The 26,860-nt window shown below is 42.1% G+C and carries 24 protein-coding genes and 1 pseudogene; 14 read left to right on the top strand and 11 right to left on the bottom strand.

Features of this window, described 5'->3' with window-relative positions:
* Window positions 1–94 precede the first annotated feature (94 nt).
* The gene (locus KQP93_RS13995; protein ID WP_217874899.1) at window positions 95–2,152 is read right to left on the bottom strand and encodes a TonB-dependent receptor; all 2,058 of its coding nucleotides are present in this window, start codon (window positions 2,150–2,152) and stop codon (window positions 95–97) included.
* Window positions 2,153–2,240: 88 nt separating this feature from the next.
* Window positions 2,241–3,053, bottom strand: coding sequence for a rhombotarget lipoprotein (gene rhlP / locus KQP93_RS13990; RefSeq protein WP_217874898.1), 813 nt, complete (start codon window positions 3,051–3,053; stop codon window positions 2,241–2,243).
* Window positions 3,054–3,304: 251 nt separating this feature from the next.
* Between rhlP and KQP93_RS13985 the strand changes: the two genes are divergently transcribed.
* Window positions 3,305–3,739 (top strand): hypothetical protein, encoded by a 435-nt coding sequence (locus KQP93_RS13985; protein ID WP_217874896.1) that lies wholly within the window; start codon window positions 3,305–3,307, stop codon window positions 3,737–3,739.
* Window positions 3,740–3,841: 102 nt separating this feature from the next.
* Window positions 3,842–4,915 (top strand): endonuclease/exonuclease/phosphatase family protein, encoded by a 1,074-nt coding sequence (locus KQP93_RS13980; protein WP_217874894.1) that lies wholly within the window; start codon window positions 3,842–3,844, stop codon window positions 4,913–4,915.
* Window positions 4,916–4,962: 47 nt separating this feature from the next.
* Here the strand turns inward: KQP93_RS13980 and KQP93_RS13975 are convergent, their stop codons facing one another.
* On the bottom strand, window positions 4,963–6,339 hold the full coding sequence (locus tag KQP93_RS13975; RefSeq protein ID WP_217874893.1) for an NAD-dependent succinate-semialdehyde dehydrogenase: 1,377 nt from the start codon (window positions 6,337–6,339) through the stop codon (window positions 4,963–4,965).
* A gap of 166 nt (window positions 6,340–6,505) precedes the next feature.
* Here KQP93_RS13975 and KQP93_RS13970 point away from each other — a divergent pair, with 166 nt between their 5' ends.
* From KQP93_RS13970 to KQP93_RS13960, 3 genes are read left to right on the top strand one after another with little or no spacing between them, the layout of a single operon-like run.
* The gene (locus KQP93_RS13970; RefSeq protein WP_217874891.1) at window positions 6,506–7,543 is read left to right on the top strand and encodes an NAD(P)H-dependent flavin oxidoreductase; all 1,038 of its coding nucleotides are present in this window, start codon (window positions 6,506–6,508) and stop codon (window positions 7,541–7,543) included.
* Window positions 7,540–8,106 carry a Crp/Fnr family transcriptional regulator gene (locus KQP93_RS13965; RefSeq protein WP_217874889.1) on the top strand — a complete coding sequence of 189 codons (567 nt, stop codon included), beginning with the start codon at window positions 7,540–7,542 and terminating at the stop codon, window positions 8,104–8,106. Before KQP93_RS13970 ends, KQP93_RS13965 begins: the two co-directional genes overlap by 4 nt.
* 49 nt (window positions 8,107–8,155) lie before the next feature.
* Window positions 8,156–8,650, top strand: coding sequence for a YgjV family protein (locus KQP93_RS13960; RefSeq protein WP_217874888.1), 495 nt, complete (start codon window positions 8,156–8,158; stop codon window positions 8,648–8,650).
* 7 nt (window positions 8,651–8,657) lie between these two features.
* On the opposite strand, the gene KQP93_RS13955 is transcribed toward KQP93_RS13960, so the two are convergent.
* Together KQP93_RS13955 and KQP93_RS13950 are read right to left on the bottom strand one after the other, a co-directional pair.
* Complete coding sequence (locus KQP93_RS13955; protein WP_217874886.1) at window positions 8,658–9,191, bottom strand: cytochrome b; 534 nt, start codon at window positions 9,189–9,191, stop codon at window positions 8,658–8,660.
* A gap of 81 nt (window positions 9,192–9,272) precedes the next feature.
* Window positions 9,273–9,784 (bottom strand): annotated as a pseudogene (locus KQP93_RS13950) (NUDIX hydrolase).
* 216 nt (window positions 9,785–10,000) lie between these two features.
* Here KQP93_RS13950 and KQP93_RS13945 point away from each other — a divergent pair.
* The 5 genes from KQP93_RS13945 to KQP93_RS13925 are packed head-to-tail and all read left to right on the top strand — an operon-like array spanning window position 10,001 to window position 15,541.
* Complete coding sequence (locus KQP93_RS13945) at window positions 10,001–11,341, top strand: sigma-54-dependent transcriptional regulator (RefSeq protein ID WP_217874884.1); 1,341 nt, start codon at window positions 10,001–10,003, stop codon at window positions 11,339–11,341.
* 10 nt (window positions 11,342–11,351) lie between these two features.
* Complete coding sequence (locus KQP93_RS13940; RefSeq protein WP_217874883.1) at window positions 11,352–11,561, top strand: histidine kinase; 210 nt, start codon at window positions 11,352–11,354, stop codon at window positions 11,559–11,561.
* A gap of 22 nt (window positions 11,562–11,583) precedes the next feature.
* Complete coding sequence (locus tag KQP93_RS13935; RefSeq protein WP_217874881.1) at window positions 11,584–13,062, top strand: sensor histidine kinase; 1,479 nt, start codon at window positions 11,584–11,586, stop codon at window positions 13,060–13,062.
* The gene (locus KQP93_RS13930; RefSeq protein ID WP_062566100.1) at window positions 13,062–13,523 is read left to right on the top strand and encodes a response regulator; all 462 of its coding nucleotides are present in this window, start codon (window positions 13,062–13,064) and stop codon (window positions 13,521–13,523) included. Before KQP93_RS13935 ends, KQP93_RS13930 begins: the two co-directional genes overlap by 1 nt.
* Window positions 13,524–13,573: 50 nt before the next feature.
* Entirely contained in the window at window positions 13,574–15,541 is a 1,968-nt protein-coding gene (locus tag KQP93_RS13925) for a response regulator (protein WP_217874880.1), read from the top strand.
* Here the strand turns inward: KQP93_RS13925 and KQP93_RS13920 are convergent.
* Genes KQP93_RS13920 through KQP93_RS13910 form a run of 3 tightly spaced genes read right to left on the bottom strand, consistent with a single transcriptional unit; the run spans window position 15,504 to window position 19,232 of the window.
* On the bottom strand, window positions 15,504–16,526 hold the full coding sequence (locus KQP93_RS13920) for a LacI family DNA-binding transcriptional regulator (protein WP_217874879.1): 1,023 nt from the start codon (window positions 16,524–16,526) through the stop codon (window positions 15,504–15,506). The two genes, KQP93_RS13925 and KQP93_RS13920, sit on opposite strands and share 38 nt — an antisense overlap.
* Before the next feature lie 21 nt (window positions 16,527–16,547).
* Window positions 16,548–17,879 carry a glycoside-pentoside-hexuronide (GPH):cation symporter gene (locus KQP93_RS13915; protein ID WP_217874877.1) on the bottom strand — a complete coding sequence of 444 codons (1,332 nt, stop codon included), beginning with the start codon at window positions 17,877–17,879 and terminating at the stop codon, window positions 16,548–16,550.
* Between the two features lie 24 nt (window positions 17,880–17,903).
* A complete protein-coding gene (locus KQP93_RS13910) occupies window positions 17,904–19,232 on the bottom strand; it encodes a GH1 family beta-glucosidase (protein ID WP_217874875.1) in 1,329 nt (442 codons plus the stop codon).
* Between the two features lie 230 nt (window positions 19,233–19,462).
* On the opposite strand from KQP93_RS13910, the gene KQP93_RS13905 reads away from it, so the two are divergent.
* The 3 genes from KQP93_RS13905 (at window position 19,463) to KQP93_RS13895 (ending at window position 23,974) form a co-directional block, all read left to right on the top strand.
* Entirely contained in the window at window positions 19,463–20,731 is a 1,269-nt protein-coding gene (locus tag KQP93_RS13905; RefSeq protein WP_217874874.1) for a sugar MFS transporter, read from the top strand.
* 47 nt (window positions 20,732–20,778) lie between these two features.
* A complete protein-coding gene (locus tag KQP93_RS13900) occupies window positions 20,779–23,256 on the top strand; it encodes a glycoside hydrolase family 3 protein (protein ID WP_440590140.1) in 2,478 nt (825 codons plus the stop codon).
* Window positions 23,257–23,362: 106 nt separating this feature from the next.
* Window positions 23,363–23,974 carry a fumarylacetoacetate hydrolase family protein gene (locus KQP93_RS13895; RefSeq protein ID WP_217874871.1) on the top strand — a complete coding sequence of 204 codons (612 nt, stop codon included), beginning with the start codon at window positions 23,363–23,365 and terminating at the stop codon, window positions 23,972–23,974.
* Here the strand turns inward: KQP93_RS13895 and KQP93_RS13890 are convergent.
* The 3 genes from KQP93_RS13890 to KQP93_RS13880 form a co-directional block, all read right to left on the bottom strand.
* Window positions 23,925–24,851: an ABC transporter substrate-binding protein gene (locus KQP93_RS13890; RefSeq protein WP_217874870.1), complete on the bottom strand. Its 927-nt coding sequence runs from the start codon at window positions 24,849–24,851 to the stop codon at window positions 23,925–23,927. The genes KQP93_RS13895 and KQP93_RS13890 overlap by 50 nt on opposite strands.
* A gap of 136 nt (window positions 24,852–24,987) precedes the next feature.
* Complete coding sequence (locus KQP93_RS13885; RefSeq protein ID WP_217874869.1) at window positions 24,988–26,040, bottom strand: aldo/keto reductase; 1,053 nt, start codon at window positions 26,038–26,040, stop codon at window positions 24,988–24,990.
* Window positions 26,041–26,052: 12 nt separating this feature from the next.
* Window positions 26,053–26,481: an acyl-CoA thioesterase gene (locus KQP93_RS13880; RefSeq protein ID WP_217874867.1), complete on the bottom strand. Its 429-nt coding sequence runs from the start codon at window positions 26,479–26,481 to the stop codon at window positions 26,053–26,055.
* 153 nt (window positions 26,482–26,634) lie between these two features.
* Between KQP93_RS13880 and KQP93_RS13875 the strand changes: the two genes are divergently transcribed.
* Window positions 26,635–26,841, top strand: coding sequence for a hypothetical protein (locus KQP93_RS13875; RefSeq protein ID WP_217874866.1), 207 nt, complete (start codon window positions 26,635–26,637; stop codon window positions 26,839–26,841).
* Window positions 26,842–26,860: the final 19 nt, after the last annotated feature.

Raw genomic sequence — 26,860 nt, 5'->3', positions numbered from 1 at the left:
TGTTTAGGAACTATAGCAATAGGTACATTTATCATACCAAAACACTAAACAGCGTGGGTGAACTATGAGATAGCTCACCAAATAATGCGGTTATTTAAAACTGATAACTTGCTGATAACATGGCGTTGCGCGGTCTACCCGGAAAATAGCGGTCGCCACTAAATGTGGTGTAGTCAGCACGCTCTGCGTAACGCTCGTCGGTTAAATTATTTATTCGTGCAGTTACAGTAAAGTTATCTGTTAGCTGCCACGCCGCTCTTAAGTTTACTAATGAGTGACCTTCGTAGCTATGCTGGTTTTCAGGATCAGTAAAGTAGCTGCTGGTGGTATGTAGCTCAAGCCCAACACGCGTTATGTCGTTTGCTTGCCAAAGTAGTTGTAAGTTAGCGATGTTACGCGGTGCAGTATCAATGAGATTACCATTGATATTAACCCCGCTGAGTAATTGGTCATAACTGTATGTATGCTTGGCGTGGCTCGCGGCTAACTGCATCGATAAGCTTGGCGTAATGGCATAGGCTAATTCAAGCTCAACACCACGATGCTGGGTTTGGCCATCATTGACGTAATAAAAATCACTGTCGCGGAAAATCGTGTTCTTTTTGTTCATTGCATAAATACTAACTACATAATGCAGCTTAGCTTGTTGGCCTTTTAAACCAAGCTCTAGGTTTTTAGCTGTTTCAGATTTAAGATCTGCGACATTTTGTTCGCGTTGTAACTGATAAAGCTCTGCCGCTTGCGGTGCTCGATAACCTTCTGAAGCATTGGCATATATAAACTGGTTTTCAGCATATTGATAGCTTAAACCAAGCTTAGGCGAAAAGTTAGTAAAGCGATTTTCGCCGCTTTCTGGTCGAGAATAGCGACATCCGCCCATTGCGCATGCTGTGCCATCTTCTTTTGTGCGACCAGCCAACATATGGTTGTCGTAGTCATAACGCATACGCTCGTATCGACCACCAAGGCTGATAAGTAACTCATCAAGTTGCCAATCAAGATTCACAAACGGTGCTAATAGGGTGCTAGTTACTTGATAGTCGTAATGTTTACCTTGTGGCACGGTGGCGACTAAAAATGCTGAGCCTTCAGTTGGGCTGTCTTGATATTGTAAAAAATCAGCATCCGTAAGCTCACCATCAAAGCCAACAGTTAAGAGGCTAGAACCCGTTAACTTATGCTGCCAGCTTGATTGTAGGCCAACACCTTGCTGAGCATTTTCTTCAAGGGGAGTACCCGGTAAAAAATGCTTAAAGAAGGTCATGTTTTGGTCGCGGATATAAGGCGTTAGGGTAAAGCTGTTAGCCTCATCTTGTGTCCAATTTAGCTTTGACCAAACACGTAAAGAGCGGGCTTTACGAAATGCATCAGGATCAAAATTAGACTGAGCTATTTGCTCATCCTTATAGCTTTCAAAGCCCTCGATGTAGCCAGCTGTTTGCTGATCTAAATGGGTGTAAGTCAGGCCTGTACTTACACTTAATTTTTCGCCATCAAAACGGTGACGCAGTGATAGCTTTTCTTGATCAACACTTTCGTCATCACGATAACCCGTATCTCGAGTGATCGTGGCATTAATGCCTAAACCTTGCTGGCCAAAGTCACGGCCCGCACCAAGTTTGTAGCGAGTGTAGCCAAACGAGCCGTAATCAAAACCAAGTTGGTTGTGGTCATAGGTTGTATCTGGCGTGATCACGTTGACTACACCATGTACTGCGTTTGAACCGTAAAGAGCAGAGCCCGGGCCTTTCAGTACTTCGATACGTTCAGCCATTTCTGTGTGGGCTTCGAATAACTCATTGATGTTGCAAAAACCAGCTGCGCGAAGTGGAATACCATCTTCAGCGGTAAGTAAGCCGCCGCAGGCACCAGCACCAGAAAGTACAGGTGAACGTAGAGCGGGTAAATACTCTTGGCCGTTACCGTGTTGAAGATTAGCACCTGCAACTTGCTTAAGGGCTTGTTCAATATGGGTTGGAGCGATAAGCGCCAGTTGCTTTTGTGAAATACTGCTGACCACAACTGGCAATGGATCTGCCAACACTTCGCTGCGCGAGGCGGTTGTTGTAATATGTTCTAGCTCATTATTAGCGAAAGCTTGATTGTGAAATAATGAGGAGCTTACAAGCACTGAGAGTATCGACAACTTCATGAAAACCCTTTGGTTAGGTACAACAAAAACCAAAGGGTAACTGCTTTTTAGGATGGGTAAAAGCTTTCGCGATTAATAACTTTGTCTGTTATGCGCTACGGCGATGTACGGCAAAACCTGCCAGTACTGCAACTAACCAGAACAAACTACTGCCGCTACCGCCGTTTCTATGCGTAACATTCGCTACTTTTTCATCTTTAACGCGGGTTTTAAATTGCGCCAATTCGGCATCGAGATTCGTGATCATGTCATCAACAGCGCCATTAAAGCTTACCAGCGACTGCTCTTTAGCGACTTCATCGATGCCAATCGCTGTGCTACGTTGCTCTGCTTTATGAATACCTGGAGCGCGAAACAGCATTTTTCGGCTTTTTACGTCAAATACGGCGGTATCTACAAAGGTTTGTATTGAGTTTTCATTGCCCGGAATCACATATAAACCAACAATCGTTAGATATAAAAAAGCAGCGTTATTTTCTAAGCTTTGCGACACTTGGTCGTATGAAACAAGCGCCATAATATCCACATCATATAAACGTGATACTTGTTCTAATGTGGTAAACCCTTCGCCACCTTTTAAATATGTGCTTGGGATCACTTCAATGCGGTCAATGTAGTCATATTGCATAAACTGCTTTTTAACTTTGTTCAGCAGTGCCACTTCGTCACCGTGGTGTAAGCCATCATTGTACTTGTTAGGAATAAAGGCAATCCCAACAGTGGCAGGTAAGTTCAAAGTTGGGATCGTTGCTTGATGGACTGCTCTGTCCTGCTGGTCTGGGTAAAGGTACTCAACCAATGAACTTGATTGCGTTTTTTGATTGCCATATTGGCTCATCATGGCACTACAGCCCGTTAGTGCAGTAATGCTAATGACCAAACACCATTTTAGTAGATTCATAAATTATCCTTATTATGTAGTGAGGAAGCGTTTGTTTATGTTGCAAATATAACGACAAACGCTCAAAACGGAACTGTAACTCAGACCCGGCTTTTCTTAAATAGTGCCAAAGTAGTTTAAAGAAATGTAAAGATTGGCTTTCTAATGTGTTGATATGTAAACAGTTGTGTTTTTAAATTGTAACCCTTCATCTATGATTCAGGCTAAAACGTTAGGCTTTTTATCAAGAGCAAACGTTAAGGGTCTCTATTATGAACAAATTACTTACTATCTCAGTTGCCGCTTTAGGTTTGAGTTTGATGCCTATGGAAGCAAACGCGAAACATGATCGTGACCATGATAGATACGAACATAAGCACGAACGTAAAAAGCATAAAAAGCATAAAAAACACCACAAACATCACCATCATGACAGACATGATCGTTACGATAGATACGACCGTTACAGCTACCGTGATTTACCACCCGGTTTATACAAAAAAGTAGGGCATGGTGGTGGCTTACCACCAGGTTGGTATAAGCGTTATCACCATGGTGATATTCTTGACCGTGATATATATCGTCATGGGCGAGTGATTAAACGTCGCGACCGAAATGGGATTATTGCCATCGAAATCGATGACCGCCTTATTCATCTAGTACACGATACGCGAGAGATTTTATCAATCGTTACTCGCCATCGTTAATCCTGTCAAAAGCCGCTTAGCGGCTTTTTTATTAATTTTAATATATTGTTCAGACGTAAATGCTAGACTTGTAAGATAATAAAAACATAACGAGGGAAGTTAATGATAATTACTTTAGGGGCGGTTGTATTAGCTTTACTGATAGTTACCTTATTGCCATTCTCATACTCCCAACATTACTTAATTCGTAGTTGTGACTTTGTACGCTTACAAGTGGTTTACCTTGCTTGTGCAAGTTTAATTGCTGCAAGCTATTTAATCAGTCGTACGGGCTCCGCGCTTTATATTGGTTGTGCTTTGGCTAGTATCCTAGTGCTGCTATTGCAAGTTGGCTGGATTTACCCTTATACAAGACTAGCTAATAAAGAAGTTGCCTCAAGCAATAAAAGCGATAAGCACAGTATTCGTATTATGTCGGCAAATGTACTGATGTCGAACACCGAATATGACAAACTCATTGGTTTAGTTAAAACGCATCAACCTGATTTCCTAATTACGTTAGAGTCTGATCAAACTTGGCAAAATAAACTGAGCAGTTTAGAACAAGAGTACCCATATCGAGTGTACTGCCCAAAAGATAATCGTTATGGCATGCACTTGTACAGCAAGTTTAAAATCAAACAACAGCAAGTTTGTGAGCTTATAGAAAGCGATATCCCCTCAATCCATATTTTGTTTGAAGATGCAGATGGTGTAGAAGTACAAGGGCACTTTATTCACCCTGCTCCTCCGAGTCCAACAGAAGAAGACAGTTCACGACCCCGTGATACTGAGTTGATAATCTTAGCGAAAGCACTTAAAAACAGACAGCGACCTTGTATCGTTGCCGGTGATCTAAATGATGTTGCATGGTCGCGTAGTACCCGCTTGTTCATGCGTATTAGTGGTTTGTTAGACCCACGTAAAGGGAGAGGCTTTTTTAATACGTTTCATGCCAGTTATTTCTTTATGCGCTGGCCGCTTGATCACCTTTTTCATAGTAATGAGTTTAGTGTTAAGCGCATTGAGCGTTTGGCAAAATATGGCTCAGATCATTTTGCACTACTTACTGAACTTGTTTATAACCCCGATTCTGACAATCAAAAACAACAAGAGCAGATTGATAAAGAAAAAGCAGTGGATGAGTTAAAAATGCCATCAGCCTCCAAGCAGCAAGTACCAATGTTTGAAAAGTGATGACAATCAGATATGAAAAAGGGCTCTAATGAGCCCTTTTTTTGTGGTTAGTCGTTGACCATAATGGTTTTGATATTAACAAATTCACGTAGCCCAAAGCCGCCGTGTTCACGGCCATAGCCACTGTCTTTTACACCACCAAATGGTAAGTTCGGCTGCGCAAGACCATAGCCATTAATATTAACCATGCCGGTATCAAAATGGTGCTTTGCAAGCTCAATGGCTGCTTGTTCGTCTTTTGAGAAAATACCGCCACCAAGACCATAGCGAGAGTCATTAGCAATTTGCATAGCCTCATCATTATCTTTTGCCCTGATAAGCGATGCTACAGGGCCAAATAATTCATCATCATAGGCGGGCATGCCCGGTTTAATGTTTTCAAGCAGAGTCGGGGTGTAATAAAAGCCTGTGTGCTCAGCAACTTTACCGCCGGTAACAATGCTCGCACCTGCATTTACTGAATCAGTCACTTGCTGATGAAGTTTATCGCGTAAATCTTTACGGGCCATTGGACCGAGCGTGGTTTTTTCATCATTAGGATCACCAAGAACAACTTGTTCAAATTGCTCTTTAATTAAGGCTTTAAAATCATCGTATAAAGCATCAACAACAATAAAGCGTTTTGCTGCAACACAGGTTTGCCCGTTATTGATCAAGCGCCCTTGTGTACATGCGGTAATCGCGGTATTTAAGTCAGCATCATCAAGTACAACATAGGCATCGTTACTGCCAAGTTCAAGTACGGTTTTCTTAACATGTTTACCTGCAAGCTCAGCAACTTTTTTGCCTGTTTCGTCGCTACCAGTAAATGTCACACCTCGAATAGCTGAGTGCTCAATAAGTTTGCTTGCGGTTTTGCCGTCAATTAATAAGTTTTTAAAGCAATAGTCATCAAAGCCTGCTTGAGTAAATAATTGCTCAATTTTTTCGGCCATGCCAAATACATTGCCAGCATGTTTTAGCACCGTGGTATTACCCGCCATGATATTCGCGCAAGCATAGCGAATAACTTGATAAAGCGGGAAGTTCCAAGGTTGGATACCTAAAACGACACCGATTGGTTGGTAGCTAATAATTGCACGACCGTCTTGCATATCACGGCTTTCATCAGCAAGCACTTTTGGCCCTTGCTCTGCGGTATAGCGACAAATTGCAGCGCAAAGTTCAACTTCTTGTAGGCCTTGTTGATATATCTTACCCATTTCATCGGTCATCAACTGGGCTAATTCTTGCTGATTTGACTCTATCACTTGTGCAAGTTGATTGAGTAATTTAGCGCGCTGCTCATGGGATGTGGTGCGCCACTTTAAAAAAGCTTGATGACATTGGTCAACTTCACTCTGTGCTTGTTGCAATGACAATAAATTATACGTATTTAAGGTTTGCTCATTGGCTGGATTGATTGTAGTAACAGTATCAGTCATCATTATCTCCTTACAAAATTGTAGGAAAAGGTTTGCAAGGCTAATACCTATTTTTTTGCTGAACTAGCTGTCTGATTTAATTGGTTTTTATTTTATTTTGATTTTAACTAGGTACTCTTTTTCTGTAAAAACTGCAACAGGCTGCAAAACTTACAAGGAATATGTAATGACAAATTCTGTGTTAAATACCGAACTTGCGATTATTCAAGCGCCGATGGCGGGTGTGCAAAATGCCAAGCTGACAGTGGCTGTGTGTGAGGCAGGGGGGCTTGGCTCGTTACCTTGCGCTATGCTCTCGGCTGAGCAGCTTGTCTCAGAGCTTGATTACATTAGTCAGCATACGGACAAGCCGTACAACCTTAATTTCTTTTGCCATCAAACATCTGGCTATACACTGGCTCAACAAACTGCTTGGCATAATGTGCTTGAGCCTTATTTTGATGAGTTTGCTGTCGATGCCTCACAATTTACCCGTAACGCTTCACGCCAGCCAATTAATCAAAAAGTGATAGATATTATCGCGCCTTATAAGCCCGCTGTTGTGAGTTTTCACTTCGGTCTGCCAAGTAAAGAGATTGTTTCTCAGATTAAAGCGTGGGGCGGAGCGGTTCTTTCATCAGCTACAACATTAGATGAAGCGCGCTGGTTACAAGCAAATGGTGCCGATGCGGTTATTGCACAAGGGATTGAAGCAGGCGGCCACCGCGGCCATTTTTTATCGATGGATTTATCGCTGCAATCAACCACTGTGCAATTAGTGCGAGAGTGTGTTGAGCTTGAAATACCGGTTATTGCAGCGGGTGGAATTTGCACAGCAGAAGATGTAGCTCAGTACCAAGCATTAGGTGTAGCAGCAGTCCAAGTGGGGAGCGCTTACTTACTCTGTGAAGAAGCCACAACAAGTGCTTTACATCGTGAAGTATTAAAAACGGCTGAGACAAATTCAACTGAATTGACGACCTTATTCTCTGGCCGCCCAGCACGAGGAGTTAGCAATCGAGTGATGCAAGAGTTAGGCGCGATGCCAGAGCAAGCGCCGCCTTTTCCGTATGCGTCGATTGCGATGACGGCATTACGCTTAAAAGCAGAGGCTAAAGGCGACAGTGGTTTTTCTCCTCTTTGGTGTGGTGAGCGCTTTGTGGTTCGAGAAGGAGTTAACGCCCAGCAAATTACTGAACTACTAATGCAAGGTTGGCAATCTTGACTGATACCCAGTTACTTCCACTCGGTGATAGTTATCATCAGCTAGCCTGTGAATTTCGTAACAAGCTTGCAGGGCAATACGCTATAAGGCGTTACGCTAAAGGTGATGTTTTATTACAGCAAGGCGACGAACAAGATGCAGGTTACTTAATTATATCTGGGGTGCTTGGGGCGTTACATGCATCATCGCAAGGCACGCAAAAGTGTAAAGAGTTCTATTTTCAAGATGAATTTGCACTGCTCTACGGTAACTGGTTAACCAAAACCCCAGCGCTTTACCAGCTTAAAGTAATACGTGATGCTGAGCTTATTAAGGTGCCTTTGGCTTTATTTGATAGTACCGACTGGCAAGCAATAAAACATAAACTAATTAGTCAGCAATTATTGTTTAAAGAAGCAAAAGAAGCGTTTTTATTACTCAATACCCCTGAGCAGCGTTATCAATATTTACTAGAACAAAAGCCGCATTGGCTTGAACAACTGAGTTTAAACGAGGTTGCAATGTATTTAGGGATCTCTGCGATTTCTTTATCGCGAATTAGACGGCGTCTTAACTTAAGTTAAGGCGCAGCAAAATAGTGAATATTACACTGCTGATTTTTCAGGAGTCGTTATGTTTATTTTATCTCAGTGCTTAGTTGCCATTGCAACATTACTCGATTTAGCTTCATTTCAGTTTAAACAAAGGCAAGCAATTTTAGCTTGTTTATTTAGCTCGGTTTTACTGACATCTGTGCACTTTATGCTGCTCGATAACTTCAGCGCTGCATGTTTAATGCTGATTGCAGCACTACGTTATGGCTATTGTATTTTTGCCCGCAAAACCTGGGTGATGATAGCTTTTATGCTTTTGAGTATTAGCGCAGTACTATTTACTTGGCAAAGCTGGGTTAGCTTTATCGCGCTGTCGGCAACGTTACTGCAAACTTATGCTTCATTCCAAGGCAAAGATTTTACCTTACGCATACTGATGATTGTTGGCACGATTGGTTGGATAGTCCATAACATCTTGGTTTTTTCACCATTGGCAGTGCTTATGGAAACGGTTTTTTTAATAAGTAACTTAGTGGGCTTATGGCGCTTTTATGCTCACCCTAAGCCCGCTTAAATTTGATTTAAGACTTACCTAGCATGCGGCTCAGCATGCCATCTTTGTCAACAAACTGGTGTTTAAGTGCTGCGGCAATGTGTAAGGCTAAAATCACCACAATGATAAGCACTGAACTGTGATGCACAAAGCTGCCTGCATCAGCAAGCCAAGGTGTTTTCTCTGGTGCGCTTAATAATTCAAACTCAAAGAAGCTAATTGCACGACCACCCGTATAGCTCATGATAAAACCAGATAACGGCATAGCTAGAGTTGCAAGTAATAATAAGCCATGAGTGAGGTGGGCAATCGCTGTTTGCCATTTAGGCATTGCAGATGTCGCGGGTAATGCACCTTCTTTAATACGCCAAATAAGCCTTGCGATGGCAAAAAACAATACCACTAAGCCCATTGATTTATGCCAACCCATATAAGTAAATTTAGCGGGTGGCTCGGCAAAATCAGCAACATAAATGCCCATCGCGAATACGCCGATAAACAAAATGGCAACGGTCCAATGTAAAAGGATGGTTGGCTTTGAAAGGGGGGCTACTTTACTCATGGTTTACTCTCATAATTGGTTTTAACTATAAATATAGACTGCCACAATATCTGATGGTTGCGTAAAGTAATGTAAAGTAACTTAAATAGTGTCAACAATGAGCTTTAATAAAAAGGTTTCGCGCTGAATCGATAGGCCCTGTTTTTCACTCATTGCCATGGTGGTTTCGTTGTGTGCGATGGCATCAAAAATATTCACCCACTTAGGGTGCATGCCATTTTGCACTTCGTAATGCTCCATTTTAGGATCTGCAAATTCATCGCTAATTTCACAGAAGTAGCAATAGGACTTGATATGAACACAATCAAAGTCGTCTTTATACCAAGGCCTGATTTCTTCGTATAATCCTAATGGCTGCTTTATTTGAATTTGTAGTGCACCCGTTTCTTCATGTAACTCTCGCAGGAGTCCTTGCTCAATGCTTTCGCCTTCATCAACGCCACCGCCAGGTAGGCTGTAGTCATCATAACGGGCGGTATATAAAGTAGTATTTGTTCATCTTTTAAAACAATGGCGCGGGCAGTGTGACGAATGAACACCGTACCATAGTCATTACTTAAACTTGGGTGAATTACTTTTCTTAATAACTTCATGGAATTACAACTCTAAATTAATGCAAGTACAGCTTGGCTTAATATTGAACTCGCCATAATAACCTTTTTTCCGAATTTAATTCATTATACTTACCCCAAATTGAAACTAATAAGGTAATATAACTGGAATTAAGAACTATTTAGGTATCTATCCTGTTTAGTTTTATTTTCGAAAAAACTTTGCGTAGAATGATAGAAAAAGCTTAGAGAATGAATATGTTAAACGTACTTTTAGTCGATGATGACAGTGAATTTAGCGATGTAGTTTGTCACATAGTTGAGTTCCTCGGGCACAATATAAATACCGCAGCTAACCTTGCTGAAGCGGAGCAATGGTTTGAAAACAATACGTTTGATCATGTCTTTTTAGATTTCATGCTGCCAGATGGCAGCGGTCTGCATTTACTAGAGCATTTAAAAGCAATCGGTCAATCGCCTCGTGTTACGTTAATTTCAGGGCACCCTTCAGTAAAAGGTAAGCTGGCGGAAATGTGTGAGCCTAATGTAGGCCACCTAGTCAAACCACTGCAACGCGAAGACATTGAGCGTGTACTCAACCCGAAAAAAGCGACCCCTAAGAAAAAATCAACGCCAGCAATAAAACGCCACTTTGGCACCCTGATAGGTGAATCTGAGGTGATGCAAAAGCTTTACACTATGATTGAACGTGTTGCGGCCACTTCTGCCAATGTAATGTTGATGGGTGAAAGTGGTGCCGGTAAAGAAGTAGTGGCGCAGGCGATACACAATGCGACTGAGTGTGATGGTCCGTTAGTGGCAACCAACTGTGGTGCATTTTCAAAAGAGCTGATCGGTAGCGAATTGTTTGGTCATGAAAAGGGCGCGTTTACAGGGGCTATTGCGCGTAAAGAGGGTGTGTTTGAACAAGCTGCTGGTGGTACTTTGTTTTTAGATGAAGTGACTGAAATGCCAATTGATATGCAGCCAAACTTACTACGTGTACTTGAAAGCAAAAAAGTAACCCGAGTGGGTGGCACAAAAGAGCAAGCAGTAAATTGCCGTGTTATTTCTGCAACCAACCGCACCTTGACCGACCTTGCGCAAAACAATGTTATCCGTGAAGACATTTACTTTCGTTTAGCAGTATTCCCTATTGATATTCCACCACTTCGTGAGCGAAAAGAAGATATTCCACTGCTTGCAAATGCCTTTTTAGAGCAGCTAAATGAAGAAAACGGCACCGACTTTAAATGGCAAACGGCGCAAATTAAAGAGCTTGAAGCCCATGATTGGCCAGGTAACGTGCGTGAACTGCGTCACGCCATTCACCGCGCCTTTATTATGAGTGACCCTAAAGGCACTGCTATTACTTTACCTGAATCGCTAGAGTCGCCATTTTCTAAAGTGAATAAAGAGAGCCAAGCAAACCAAGTTGTTGCTGGGCAAACCATTGAAGAAGTTGAAAAAGAATTGATCCACGCTACTTTAGATAAAGTACAAGGTAATAAGACTATTGCAGCACAAATGCTGGGGATCAGTACTAAAACACTTTATAACCGTTTAAATGCTTATGGAGGCATTGGCGACTACAAATAAAAGGATAGCTATGAATAATAACGAGTCTTTACGAAAAATGGTGCACGATGCCCGTGCGCCGCTGAACCGTATTTCAATGAATGCAGAGTTAGTTAAGCTCGTATTAGAAAATGATATGCCAATACAAAAAGCATTAGAGGCATTAAATAAAATAATAGCTAATTGTCAGCAGTGTAGTGAGCATTTGCAAGAAATAAGTGACACTCACACAGCTGATTAAGCACTCATAGATTAGGAAGTAAATGCAAAAACAAAAAGGAAAGATAGCGGTCAATTGGGCTGGCTTTATAGCTGTGGTGCTATGTATTGTGGTGGCTAATGCGTTTTTAGCCCTTGATAGCATCCGGTCATTGACAGAAACGCAAAATAGCCTCGATAACACCAATTCACTTAATACTGCGATAGAGCGACTGCACTTATCTGTAGTGCAAGCGGAGTCAGGTCAGCGTGGTTATTTACTTAGTGACCGTGAGGATTATTTACTGCCTTACAATGATGCAATTGCGTCAATGCAAGCGCAGATTATGCTTGTGAAAAGCTTGCATTCAGAAATTGAAGGGCAAGCAGACCGCATTGCTCGTTTAATACATTTAGTAAACGACAAAGTGGCGGTAATGACTAAAACAACTGACCTGGCTTTGGCGAATAAAGACGTTAAAGCTCGCCGCTTGTTACTAACAGACCAAGGTCGAGATCTATATAAAGAAATCCGTGAAGCAGTTGATGAAATACAAATGCGAGAGCTTAATTTTAAGATAGAGCAGTTCGCGAAGCTCTCGCAAATCAAAGATGATGCTAAGCTAACATTTGCTATTACGGCTATGACCAGTACCTTATTGATTATAGGTATGTTTGTATTAACTCGTATCAACTTACGTAACCAAGCTAAGTACAGAGCTGAACTTGAAAACCAAAACGAGAACCTAGCGGCAAAGGTTGCAGAGCGCACGCAAGAGCTAACTATCTATTCAGATGAGCTAAGCCGCTCAAACAGAGAGCTTGAAGACTTTGCTTTTGTTGCAAGTCATGATTTGCAAGAGCCACTGCGTAAGATCCAAGCTTTCAGTGACCGGCTTGAAAAGATGTTTAAAGATGAGCTTGGTGAAAAAGGCATCGACTATATTAGCCGGATGAAAAATGCGGCGCAGCGTATGTCTAATTTAATCAATGATCTGCTTGAATTCTCACGCGTAACCACCCGTGGTAAAGATTTTACTGATACTGATTTAAATGAAGTTGTTGCGGAAGTTCTTGATGATCTTGAAATTGCGATAAAAGAATCTGAAACCACAGTTAATCTTGATACTTTACCGCATATTCAAGCCGATCCAAGCCAAATGCTGCAATTGTTCTTAAATATTCTTTCTAATGCAGTGAAGTTTAGACAGGAGAATGTTGCGCCTGTGATTGATATTACATACCAGCGAACGTCAGAATTTAGCGAAAATCATAATAGCGATGTGGAGTGGGAAGTTATTACCATTTCAGATAACGGCATCGGCTTTTCTGAAGAGTATCTTGAAAAAATATTTGTTCCGTTTCAGCGACTGCATGGTCGTTCTCAATATAAAGGCACTGGCATAGGCTTATCGGTTTGTCGTCGTATTGTTGAGCGTCATGGCGGAGAAATAACCGCAAGCAGTCGCGTTGGTGAGGGTGCAAGCTTCACTATTAAATTACCCGTGGAAGCATCGCTTTTCACATTACAAGGAGAGGCGTAATGCCACTTAATAAAGTTAAACCAATTACCATTTTAATGGCTGATGACGACGAAGATGATCGTTTATTAACCCAAGATGCATTGGCCGAAAGCCGTGTACTGAACGAACTATTTTTTGTTGAAGACGGTGTAGAGCTGCTTGAATACCTTGAGCGTAAAGGCAAATTTAGTGAAAAAGAAAACTCGCCTCGTCCGGGCTTGATTTTACTCGATTTAAATATGCCGCGTATGGATGGCCGAGAAGCATTACAAGCCATCAAAGCCAACCCTAACTTAAAGGGGATTCCGGTTGTGATTTTAACCACATCAAAACAAGAAGAAGATATGGTTAAAGGTTACGATTTAGGCGCTGCATCATACATCACTAAACCGGTTACTTTTGAAGGTTTAGTTGAGTTAATGCAAACATTAGGAAAATACTGGGTAGAGTTTGTAGAGCTGCCAACATCACAGAACGATTAATACCAATTAGCAATAATACTTAATTAAGCAAACTGGTATAAGGAACAAGAATGTTAGATAAGGTAACCCGATTACTCTTAGTAGAAGACGACGAAGACGATTATATTCTTACTTGCGACTACCTAGACCAATTAGGTTCCCATACATTCGATGTTGAGTGGTTAAGTTGCCCTGAACAGGCCATTAGTGTGCTTAGCGAAAACAAACATGATATTTGTTTGTTAGATTATCGCTTAGGTGCATCAGATGGTCTCGAAGTACTAAAACGGGCTGTGGCAAATGGCTTTCGCGGCCCGATTATCATGCTAACCGGGCAATCAGATGAAGCCTTAGATTCTGCAGCGCTCGATGCCGGTGCGGTTGATTATCTGGTTAAAAGCGAGATGAACTCTAGCCGCTTTGCCCGTGCTATACGCTACGCTTTAGCTCGCCGAGATGTTGAAGATGAGCGTGTTGAGCGTTTAAAAGCAGAAGCTGAAAACCGCTCTAAAGACCGCTTTTTGGCTCATTTAAGCCATGAGTTACGCACACCACTATCATCTATCTTGGGTTACACCGAGTTACTGATGCAAAGCGGTAAGAACCAGCACGCTCAAAATGAGTTGGGTGTGATTTACCGAAATGGTAAACACTTACTGAGTTTGCTTAATGATGTGCTCGACCTATCAAAAATTGCTGCCGATAAACTTGAGCTAAACTGCAGTGATGTCAACCTAGATAGCTTAATGGCTGACGTTTATACCTTAATGCACGTTTCAGCGCTTGATAAAGGTTTATCGCTTAAATTTGAGTCACAGCAAGCTTTGCCTTTAGTAATAAACACCGATGCTACGCGGTTACGCCAAATCCTAATTAACATCATAAACAACGCAATCAAGTTTACCAACCAAGGCGAGATCACAGTGCGTGCTTGGACTGCTTGGGTTAATGAACGAGAAATGCTGTTTTTTAGCATTAAAGACACTGGCCTTGGTATTCCAGCCGAAAAACAAGCACTGATTTTTAAACCATTTGAACAAATTGCTGATGTAGAATCACGAGATGTCGGTGGAGCAGGGCTTGGTCTTGCTATTTGTTCAGAGCTACTTAGCCGTATGCAAGGCTCTATTGAACTTGAATCAACGCAAGGGGTGGGCTCTGAATTTACCCTTTCGATTTACCCTGGCAATATTCGAGATATTGAACGCCAAGTGCTGAGTTTTGATTCAAACCCCGATTGTCAGCAAAAACTAGCAACTCTTAAAACAAGTGGGCGAGTGTTAGTAGTCGACGACCTAAAAGATTTACGTAATCTTGTTGGCCATATGATCACCAGTACCGGCGCAGAAGTTGAGTATGCTGAAAATGGTAAACAAGCGATTGAAAAAGTAGCCAGTACAGAGCAAGCGGGTAAGCCTTTTGATATTGTATTTATTGATTTGCATATGCCGGTTATGGGCGGTAAAGAGGCCACTATAGAGCTACGTAAAATGGGTTATTCAGGACCAATTATCGCACTCACTGCCGCTACCATGAAAGGGGTGAAAACTGAGTTAAGCGCGCTTGGTTTTAACGATATGATTGCCAAGCCGGTTGATTCTGGATTGCTTTACCAAGTGCTCAATCATTATATTTGCGAAGGCAATACTGCACCTGTGGTTGAGCAAGACGACAGCCCTGAAATGACATTACAAAGCACGCGCTATTTACTGGTTGAAGACGACAGTGATGCGGCGCAAATCACTCAATTACTGCTGGAAAGTTTAGGTGTTGAAACTGTTATAGCACCAAGTTGTGCAGCGTGTCTTGCGACACTGAGTGATGATCAAAACTTTGCTAAAGTGTTACTCGACATGCACTTGCCCGATGGCGAAGGGCTTGATTTAGCCCATGAGATAAAACAGCGCCACCCTGACTTAAATCTAGTCATCGTTAGTGGCGCAGAGCCAGAGCCAGAAAAAATTGAACAACTTGAGATTGAACAAGTGTTATTAAAGCCTATTAACCTTGGCTTGTTATCTGAGCTGATTGGCGGCTAATTGAATGCCTAACTATCAGTTCTGGTTCAAATAGCGTTTGTAGAGGTGGGGTTTGTTTTTGATAAACATGATTTAACACCCAGTCCGCTGCCATACGACCCATTTCATTTATGGGATAATTAATCGTGCTCAATTGCGGGTATACGTGACGGGTGAAAAATACGTTATCGTAACCCATAATCGACAATTGCTTAGGTAAAGTTAACCCTAAATCACGCGCGCTTGCCATGGCACCCACTGCCATTTCATCATTGGCACAGATGAGTGCTGTGAATGGATGCGTTTGTTGATGAAGTGCTTTTAAACCTTCATAACCACTCGCTTCCATGAAATCACCTTGGAATAATAGGTTTTCATCAAACTCAATATTAAACTCAGCAAGAGCCTGTTTATGACCTTCTAAGCGGTCTTTAGCATCTCGTTTCCATAGCGGTCCGCTGATGTAGGCAATTTCTTTATGACCTTGTTCTAACACATGCTTAGCAGCTAAGTAACCACCTTTAATATTGTTAAGCAAAATACAGCGGTCACTGAGTTCGCTGATATAGCGGTTGATCAATACAAACGGCGTACGGCCTTTACTGAGTTTTATAAGGTAATCGTCGCTGACCGCTTCAACATGTAAAATAAGGCCATCGCAGTTACGGCTAATTAAAAACTCAATTCCTTGCTTTTCACGCTCTTCATCACTGTGACCCGCGGCAATAATCAAATGCTTGCCTTGGTTACGAAAGGTATTTTCAATGCCACTCATCATTGGCCCGTAAAACGGACCTTGTAATTCAGAGACCAGTAGGCCAACACTGTTCGAGCAATTTGATGCCAATGATTGAGCAATTGAGTTAGGTCTATAGCCAAGCTCATCCATTGCGGCAGTGACCTTTTTACGAGTTGCATCACTGACATTTGCGTTGTTGTTCATTACTCGTGAAACGGTTGCAAGAGAAACACCTGCAAGTTTCGACACCTCGTAAATGGTGGCCATGTTATTCCTTTCTAAACAAAGTTATGGATGCTGCTTTAACGATAAATCGGCACTGATCTGCTCAACCGTTTGGTTATCCAGAATATACCTTTTCATGATAAATGCGACAAGCATACTACCTATTGCTGGGTAAAGGGTAAACGAAATTAAGATACCTGAAAGCGTATGTTCGCTTAGTTCTGTATTGGCTTCATAGCCATAAAATGCCAGTAACCAGCCAGCAATGGCACCGCCAAGGGCAAGACCAAGTTTAATAAAAAAGACCACGCTTGCGTAGACTAGGCCTGTGAGTCTTTCACCGGTTTTCCACTGCCCGTAATCTATGGTGTCGGCCATTTTTGCCCATAATAGCGGGGTTGCCATTTGCGTGAAGAAACACCATAAAAAGTATACGGCAAAGGCAAGTATTAGTTGTTCGCCCGGCAACCAAAATGCCACGCAACTAATTGCCGCTGAGATATATTGCAACCGAATATAGGCGGTTTTCTTATCAACGCGTTTGCTGAGTGGGTTTGCACAGGCACAGCCAAGAATATTACCTATCATGCCGATGGTAACAAAATAGGTGACCAGCTCTGCTTCACCAAGTACATATTTTACATAGTAAATGGCAAGGGTAGTGCGAAGTACCATGCTGGTTAACAGCATAAATGCAGCAAAGCACAGCACTTTGAATGGGCCATTTTGCCATAACGTGTTCATGCGGGTTTTCCAGCTCAACGATGAGTTGTTATGAGCTGCTACGCGCTCTTTGGTAAAGCGAAAACAGATCAAAAACAAGATCACCCCAAAGCCACTCATTAAAGCCATAGTGAGTTGGTAGCCCGTTGCGTTATCACCTTTGCCAAGCCAATTTACCAAAGGCAAAGTACAGGCACTGACAATTAAGCCGCCCAGCATACCAAACACAAAGCGGTAAGATTGAATGGATACTCGCTCTTTAGGGTCGCCACTTAATACCCCACCTAACGCTGAGTAAGGAATATTAATCGCGGTGTAAACCAGCATTAGCAAAGTGTAAGTGACAAACGCGTAAATGACTTTGCCTGACTCAGGCAGGTCTGGTGTGGTGAAGGTGATCATGCTGATCACCCCAAATGGTAAAGCAAGCCAGAGTAAGTAGGGGCGATAGCTTCCCCACCTAGTGCGGGTTGAATCGGTTAAGGCTCCCATTAATGGGTCGGTAATTGCATCAACGACTCTCACCACCAAAAACAAGGTGCCAACAATCGCGGGTGAAATACCAAAGATATCAGTATAGAAAAAAGTTAAAAATAACATCACCGTTTGAAAGATGATATTACTTGCTGTATCGCCTAATCCGTAGGCTATTTTTTCTCTTTTTGTCAGCATGTGTGTTCTCGATTGTTGTTATTTTTATCGCTGTTTGAGCAGCGCGCGATATTGTTTTGCGCTTTCTTTTAAAATGCGTTGTTGGCTTTGGTAGTCAATATAAACTAACCCAAAGCGCTTTTCGTAGCCATACGCCCATTCAAAGTTGTCCATTAAGCTCCACGCAAAGTAGCCTTGAATATCGACGCCTTTTCTAATTGCATCACACACTGCATTTAAGTGAGTATGATAATAATCTACCCGCTCGATGTCGTTCACTTCACCGTTTTCTAGTGTGTCGGCCATGGCTGCGCCATTTTCGGTGATGTACATTTTTGGTAAGTCATATTGCTGGTGCAATGATACCAAAAGCTCAGTTAAGCCTTGTGGGTAAACTTCCCAGCCCATATCGGTAACACGTACATCCGTTAGGCTTGCTTCTTCAAACCAGTTATCAGCGGTATTTTTGTAGTGTATGCGGGTATAGTAGTTAACGCCAATAAAGTCGACGGCTTGACTAATAATTGCCATATCGCCAGCAATAATAGTTGGCTTAACTTCATCAGCTAAATCATTAAATAAAGATGGATAAGCGCCTTCTAAAACCGCTTTGATATACCATTGGTTGTGGTATTGATCAGCAAGCTCAGCGGCTTTTTTATCATCGGCGGTTAAAGGGTAGGTCGGGCTGAAGTTTAATACGATACCTGCTTCTGTGTCTGGGCAGTTTTTACGTAATACTTGCATAGCAAGACCATGGGCAAGCAATAAGTGGTGCGCAGCTTGTCGGCCAGCTTGTTGCGATTTTATACCTGGTGCATGTACACCCACTTCATAACCTAAGTAGGCACTACAAAATGGCTCGTTCAAGGTGGCGAATGAATCAACTAAATGGCCTAAATGTTGAGTTACAAGTTCGGCATAGTCTTTAAATTTATAGGCCGTTTCGCGATTTAACCAACCGCCATTATCTTCAAGGTATTGAGGTAAATCCCAGTGATATAAGGTGACATAGGTCTTAATATTACGTGCTTTTAACGCCGATAATAGCTGAGCGTAAAACGCTATACCTTGCTCGTTAACCGAGCCATCTTGCTGCATGACTCTCGGCCAAGAAATAGATAAGCGGTAAGCATCGACAGCCAAATCTGTAATCATCTCGATATCTTGCTGCCAGCGTGCAACATGATCACAAGCTACATCGCCATGGCTGTTATCTGCAATGGTGCCAGGCTCTTCGCAAAATGTATCCCAAATACAATCGAGGCGTTTATCGCGTGCCCCTTCAATCTGAAATGAGGCTGTTGCCACCCCAAAAGTGAATTCTGGCTTGAGCAAAGCCGAATCTGGTAACAGTGAAATTGATTTATACACAGTTAATACTCGTCCTTCGGGTTAGTGTAAGGCTTGAATATTTAGAGCTTTGACTCGGCTGTAAGCGCTTACATTTTTTCTGCAAATAAATTGCTAAATATGATTTATATGTTATAAATGTAAGCGCTTACATTTAATGTTGCAACATTTTTCGCTATTTGTTGTTAGTGATTAAGTACCAGGGTTTGCTGTAACAAACTGATAAATATAATTAACTAGAGAAGAAAATTATGGCTCATGTATCAACTCCTGTTTCGGCTGCAGCAGGCCAAGCAGATATGCCAAAGCAGCACTTTGCGCTGGCATCATTGACCACATTATTTTTTATGTGGGGGTTCATCACTTGTCTCAATGACATATTAATCCCTTACTTAAAAGACATGTTTTCACTTAACTATACGCAGGCTATGCTCATACAGTTTTGCTTCTTTGGTGCGTATTTTGTGATGTCGATCCCGGCAGGTAAGTTGGTCAGTCGTATTGGTTACCAGTTTGGTATTGTTGTCGGCTTAGTGGTAGCAGCCATTGGTTGTGCGCTGTTTTACCCAGCTGCGGTTGCTCATGTGTATGAGTTATTTTTACTGGCTTTGTTTGTACTGGCCTCTGGCATCACGATTTTACAAGTATCTGCAAACCCTTATGTAAGTGTTCTTGGCCCACAAAAAACAGCGTCTTCACGTTTGACCATGACACAAGCATTTAACTCATTAGGAACAACAGTCGCGCCAATTTTTGGTGGTTGGTTGATTTTATCAGAAGTTAGTCAAGCCACTGCAGAAGAAGTAAAGCTTCCTTATTTAATGTTATCGTTAAGTTTATTGGTACTTGCAGTTATCTTTGCATTTTTAAAACTGCCAAAACTAGGCAAAGAAAGTGATAGCGAAGCGGCGCACCAAGACCTAGAAGACTTTGTTGATTTAGGCAGTGTTTGGCGTTACCGCCACCTAATTCTAGGTGCTGTAGGTATTTTTGTGTATGTAGGCGCAGAGGTGGCGATTGGCAGCTTCTTGGTCGGCTTTTTGACCCTAGATAACATTGCTGGTTTACCTGAAAATGAAGCTGCGCATTATATTAGCTACTATTTTGCAGGAGCCATGGTTGGCCGTTTTATTGGCGCAGTGGTAATGCAGAAATTTAATGCCGGTAAGGTACTAGCGTGCCATGGCTTATTAGCTGTATTGCTTGTAATTATTGCCATGACAGGTGAGGGTAGCCTGGCTATGTGGGCAATTTTACTAGTGGGTTTATGTAACTCGATTATGTTCCCAACGATTTTCAGCCTTGCTCTACATGGCCTTGGTAAGTACACCTCTAAAGGCTCAGGCATTTTATGTTTAGCGATTGTAGGTGGTGCGATTATTCCATTACTACAAGGCGTATTAGCGGATTCTATTGGCGTGCAAATGGCGTTGTTTTTACCTATCGCATGTTATTTATACATTACTTACTTTGCGCTGGTTGGCTCAAAAGTATCGACTCAGACTCAGCAATCTTCATAGGTGTAAAAATGAAATTGAAAAAAACATTCACACTCTTCTCGTTAATGATGGCAGGCGCCAGCATGACAGCTTGCACTGGGCAAGATAAGGTGGCAACCGTGGGCGCTGAGCAAGAAATTTGGCCAAACATCGAAACGGGCATTGCTGCAAATCCAGAAATGGAAGCAAAAATTGCGAAAATGCTGGCAAATATGACCCTTGAGCAAAAAATTGCGCAAATGATCCAACCAGAAATTCGCGATATTACCGTTGAAGATATGCGCAAATACGGCTTTGGTTCTTACCTCAATGGCGGTGGCGCATTCCCAAATAATGATAAGCATGCCAGTGCCGCAGATTGGATTGATCTTGCTGAAAAAATGTATCAAGCCTCAATTGATGACTCGCTCGATGGCAGCTCAATTCCGACTATGTGGGGCACCGATGCTGTGCATGGTCACAATAACGTTATTGGTGCAACGCTCTTCCCACATAACATTGGTTTAGGGGCAACAAACAACCCTGAGTTAATCGAAAAAATTGCAGCCGCTACCGCGCAAGAAGTGATGGTAACAGGCATCGATTGGGTGTTCGCACCAACAGTCGCAGTTGTTCGTGACGACCGTTGGGGCCGTACTTATGAAGGCTACTCTGAAGACCCTGAAATTGTGAAAGCATATTCGGCAGCCATTGTTAAAGGGTTGCAAGGTGCGGTTGATGACGACTTTTTATCTGATAAGCGTGTGATCAGTACGGTTAAACACTTTTTAGGTGATGGCGGAACAGAAGGCGGTGATGACCAAGGTAATAACACGGCATCTGAGCAAGAGTTATTTGATATTCATGCGCAAGGGTATGTGGGCGGCTTAGGTGCTGGCGCACAAACTGTAATGGCATCATTTAATAGCTGGAATGGTGAAAAAATTCACGGTAGTAAATACCTACTTACCGACGTACTAAAAGGCAAAATGGGCTTTGATGGTTTTGTTGTTGGTGACTGGAACGGCCACGGTCAAATTCCGGGTTGTACTAATGGCAACTGTGCGCAAGCAGCAAATGCCGGTCTTGATGTGTACATGGTACCGACAGATGCATGGAAACCTCTTTACGAAAACCTTATTAAGCAAGTTAAAAGTGGCGAAATTGCACAAAGCCGCATCGATGATGCAGTAACACGTATCTTACGTGTGAAAATGCGCGCAGGTTTGTTTGATAAGCCAAGCCCTGCTAAGCGTCCGCTTTCTGGTAAAACAGAGATCATTGGCAGTGCGGAGCATCGCGCAGTTGCAAAACAGGCAGTGCGTGAATCACTGGTTCTTCTGAAAAATAAACAACAGTTGTTACCGCTATCAGCAAATTCAAACGTATTAGTTGCCGGTCAGGGCGCTGATAACATTGGTATGCAGTCAGGTGGTTGGACAATCACATGGCAAGGCACAGGTAACGAAAATAGTGACTTTCCGGGTGGTTCTTCAATTTTTGATGGGATAAAAAATACGGTTGAGCAAGCCGGTGGTCAGGTTCAATACAGTGTGGATGGCGAGTTTGAAGCTAAGCCAGATGTTGCGATTGTGGTGTTTGGTGAGCAACCGTATGCAGAAGGTAATGGTGATTTAGATAACCTTGAATACCAACGCGGTAATAAAACTGATTTAGCCCTGCTTAAAAAGCTAAAAGATGCCGGTATTCCTGTAGTGTCGCTATTTATTAGTGGCCGCCCAATGTGGGTGAATGCTGAGCTCAATGCCAGTGATGCCTTTGTCGCAACTTGGTTACCAGGTAGTGAAGGTGATGCAATCAGCGATGTTATCTTTAAAAAGCAAGATGGCTCTATCAATCATGACTTTAAAGGTAAGTTGTCTTTCTCATGGCCAAATAACCCAGTAGGTAACCAAAACCGTGGCGATAAAGATTACGCGCCACTGCTGCCTTATGGTTTTGGTTTAACTTACCAAGATAAAAATACATTAGCAGATGACTTAAGCGAAAAATCACAAGTTGCCGCTAAATTAGAAGACTTAGTACTATTTGAGCGTGCCGTAAAAGCACCATGGTCACTACAGTTGCAAAGTGGTTCTGAGCTCCAAGCCATGACTAGTAGTCGTGCAGCACTTAACGCTGTTAGTGTAAAAACTTTTGATAAAGACGTGCAAGAAGATGCGCGTGCAATCAGCTTTAATGGTAAAGAAGCGGCTGCGGTTAGATTAATGGCGGCGTTCCCGTCGGATCTTCGTTCATATGTTGAAAAAGCGGGGCAGTTAGAAATGCAAATAAAGGTAGACCAAGTTGCTGATGCGCCGTTAATGCTGGGTATGCAATGCGGTGAAAACTGTGACGGCCAATTTGATATTAGCAAGCAGGTTAAAGCTGCAAATGATTGGCAAACCCTGACAATTGATTTGAGCTGCTTTGCAGAGCAAGGTGTGCAACTTGGACAAGTGTTCTCACCTTGGCAGCTAGCCACTGAAGGTGCATGGCACGTATCGATTGCTAAATTGAATGTGACAACCTCGAAGAAAAACGATACTGCTATTTCTTGCAACTAACTTTTTTCTCCCTTAATGTTCCTCATGGCTAACAGGTGCTGTCGCATCTGTTAGCCTTTTTTATGTAAAGGCCATTATTTGGTATAAATTACTTAACGGAGGAATAATGCATAAGGTTAGATTTGCAGATAAAACGTTTTTACCTAGTAAAATCATTTGTGTTGGCCGTAATTATGCAGCGCATATTGCAGAGCTAAATAACGAAACGCCTACAAATATGGTGCTGTTTGCAAAACCAAATAGTGCTATCACCGATTCTCTCAATAGTGAACACTTAGGTGAGACTTTACATTACGAAACAGAGCTTTGTTTTTTAGTTAAAAACAAGCAGCTGGCAGCGGTTGGGCTTGGGCTTGATTTAACTAAGCGAGGCCTACAAAGCTCTCTTAAAGAAAAAGGCCTACCTTGGGAGCGTGCAAAAGCATTTAATGGTTCAGCGCTTTTTACTGAGTTTGTTGCTGTTAATTCCAACTTACACTATCTATTTAGTCTAAAGATTGATGGTAAAGACATTCAACTAGGCGATACAAAGCTAATGCTTCATAACGCAGAGCAAATCTTAGTTGAAATCAGTGAATTTATGGACCTAGAAGATGGCGACATCATTATGACAGGCACGCCTGAAGGAGTAGGGAAGGTAGTCGCTAATTCAACCTTTTCGGTAACACTTATGGATGGTCAGCAGACGTTGTTATCTCATCAATGGCAGGCTCTTTAAGCGGGTCTAAAATGTAGCGCTGATAATACGATGAAAACTCAGGAAAGCTTTGTTTGAGCCAAACTCGTTGGCTTTGCTGGTATCTCTCACTTGGTAATACCTTGTTTTTCAGTGCTTCATTAATTTCTGCTAGCACTTTTTCGGCATAATTATTAGGTGCGCTTGTCGAGCAGCCTATGGCACCAAAAACCACATTCTGGGCTGGGTTAACAATAGTAAGCTTTTGAATATTCTTTTGGTGTTGTTGGTTGTAATAATCAGCTACAAATGGGTAATCAATGGTGTAATCAATGTAGCCATGCTCTAACTGCGATAGTAGCGCTTGGTTTGCATGGCTGCCGGTGCCACTTAATGCTGCACTTTCATAGAGCTTGGTATTTTTCGCTATAGTATCAAGCTTACTGCCAAATTTACGCGCATCATTTTGCCCAAACATAAAATTTGCATCAGTCAATAATGAGATTAATGACACTGGATTACCGTGTTTTTGCTTAATCTTTAGCGCCTTTTCTTCAATACTTAATACGCTAAACGGTGGGTACACTGTGGTTGGAACTGAGTAAGTTGCACGGTTAGTTTTTTTATCTCGATGGATCATACAGGCATAGCAGGCAAGGTGTCCTTCGTCGAGATATTTGCTCAAACGTTTTGGTGGTAATAGTGATTTTTGGTGCTTAAAGTTTGGCATAGCTTCAATCAACTGGTCGGTTATATTGTTACATAAGCCACCAAAAGGATATTGCTCTGATTTATCAAGAAAGAAAGGTTTGTTATCAGTTTCAAGCCAAGTAATAGAGAGCTTTTCAGAGGCATGAGTAATCGGGGCTAGCAACATCCCTGCAACCACGCATAATACTTGCTTTACGTATCTACTCATCAACTACCTACAAAGTTAAATGCTATGAGCAACTATACACTAAAGTATGGATAAACCTGTAGGTGAAACAGAAAAACAATAAATTAGTATTAATAAGCCTGTCAGGTAACAGGCTTATAATAATGCAAATAATTGCTTAGAAAGGCATCGGATAGCGGGTAAATACGTCAGCGATTTTATCGTTGGCTTCATCGCTTAATTGCACTGAGAAAGCATCGACATTTTCTTTTAACTGTGTCATTGATGTTGCACCAATAATCGTTGAACTCACACCATCTACTTGGTCGCACCAAGCAAGCGCGAGTTGTGAAGGTGTTAAATTAAAGGCGTTAGCAATTTCAACATATTCAGCAATCGCAGCGCGTGATTGTGCTGTGTCTCTAAATAGGCCATTACGTTGCACTAGCGTCCAACGACTACCTTCAGGGCGAGCACCATTTAAGTACTTACCACTTAGCATGCCGCCACCTAGTGGTGACCAAGGTAGGTAAGCAATATCTTCATGAATACATTGTTCAATCAAATACGGCCAATCTTTGGCGTGCAGTAGACTAAATTCGTTTTGAATCGATACCATACGCGGAAGGTTATGCTGTTCACTTAAGCGTAAGTACTGGCTGATGCCCCAAGGTGTATCGTCTGATAAACCACAGTGCTTAATTTTACCAGCCTTGATACAGTCATTCAGCCCTTCAAGAATATCTAACATACCCGCGATATTTTGATCAGTGTCAGCCTCTGAGAAGCACACTTTACCTGGCCATTGTTTACCAAAGTGCGGTGATGTACGGTTAGGCCAATGTAACTGGTATAAATCGATAACCTCAGTTTGTAAGCGCTTAAGAGATGCATCAACGGCTTCAACCACCGCTTGGCGAGTAATATCGCCTCCATCGCGTACCCAAGGTAAGCCGTTACCCGCAATTTTAGTGGCAATGACAAGATCATCGCGTTTGTCTTTATTACGCGCTAACCAATTACCAATGATTTCTTCTGTCTTACCGTAGGTGTCTGGAGAAGGTGGAACGGCATACATTTCGGCGGTATCAATAAAATTAACGCCTTTATCTAATGCATAGGCGATTTGTTCATCGGCATCGGCTTGGTTGTTTTGCATCCCCCATGTCATGCTACCTAAGCAGACACGAGATACATCAATACCACTTCGACCAAGTGGGCTATAAAGCATAATAGATCCTTGTTAATCGCTAGAATGGGCTTTAAGTGCAGTTAATAACTCATCATTTAACTGCGCTTTTTTACCTGTTTTAAAATTAAACATAACCACTTGTGATGAGCCAATGGTTGTGACTGCGTCTTGGCTTTCACTAAATACAGTGTAATGCATCATAAAACGATCTTGTTCAATGTCACTAATCTTAACACCAACATGCACAGTATCAGGAAATGTCACCGGGCGTTTATAGCGAGCATTATTTTCGCTGATCACCGGACCCACACCTGTTGCTTGTAAATCTTTAAGAAACCCTAGTTGAGTAAAAAAATCGATACGGGCTGTTTCAAAGTAGCGAAAATAAACCACATTATTGACGTGCTGTAGGGCATCCATTTCACCCCATGCAACATTAATTTTTGTTCTGATAGGGTGTTGTTCTATAAACGATTGCATAGTAAATCTTCATTGATTGTGAGAAAACTTAGGTTAGCAATATGCTGCTTTTAGCTCAAGGAAATTAGAAAACTCAGTAGATTGTGCTAGATTTATAAGTTCACGCTTACGTAAAGTGTGAGCAAAATGAACACACATTAAAGGACCTTAATTATGCAGCAACTAACCTTGAGGGTGATAAAGTGGATTGTACTTTTCATCTTACTCGCTCTAGCTTTGCTCTGTTATAGCATGGGCACAATGTCAGGATTTATCGCTTTAATTGTCGTGGGCTTGTTATTAGAAGCCGCGTTTTGGTTATTTGGTTCACGGCTTATTAGCCGTAAAAAACCAAACCAACAAACAAGCCAAACCTCTTAGCTTGCACTCTCAGGAAGTT

Origin of the sequence: Pseudoalteromonas shioyasakiensis (assembly GCF_019134595.1) — a bacterium.
GTDB classification, from domain to species: Bacteria; Pseudomonadota; Gammaproteobacteria; order Enterobacterales; family Alteromonadaceae; genus Pseudoalteromonas; species Pseudoalteromonas shioyasakiensis_A.
Note: the sequence above shows the minus strand (reverse complement) of the source record. Positions and strands in the feature narration are given on the sequence as shown.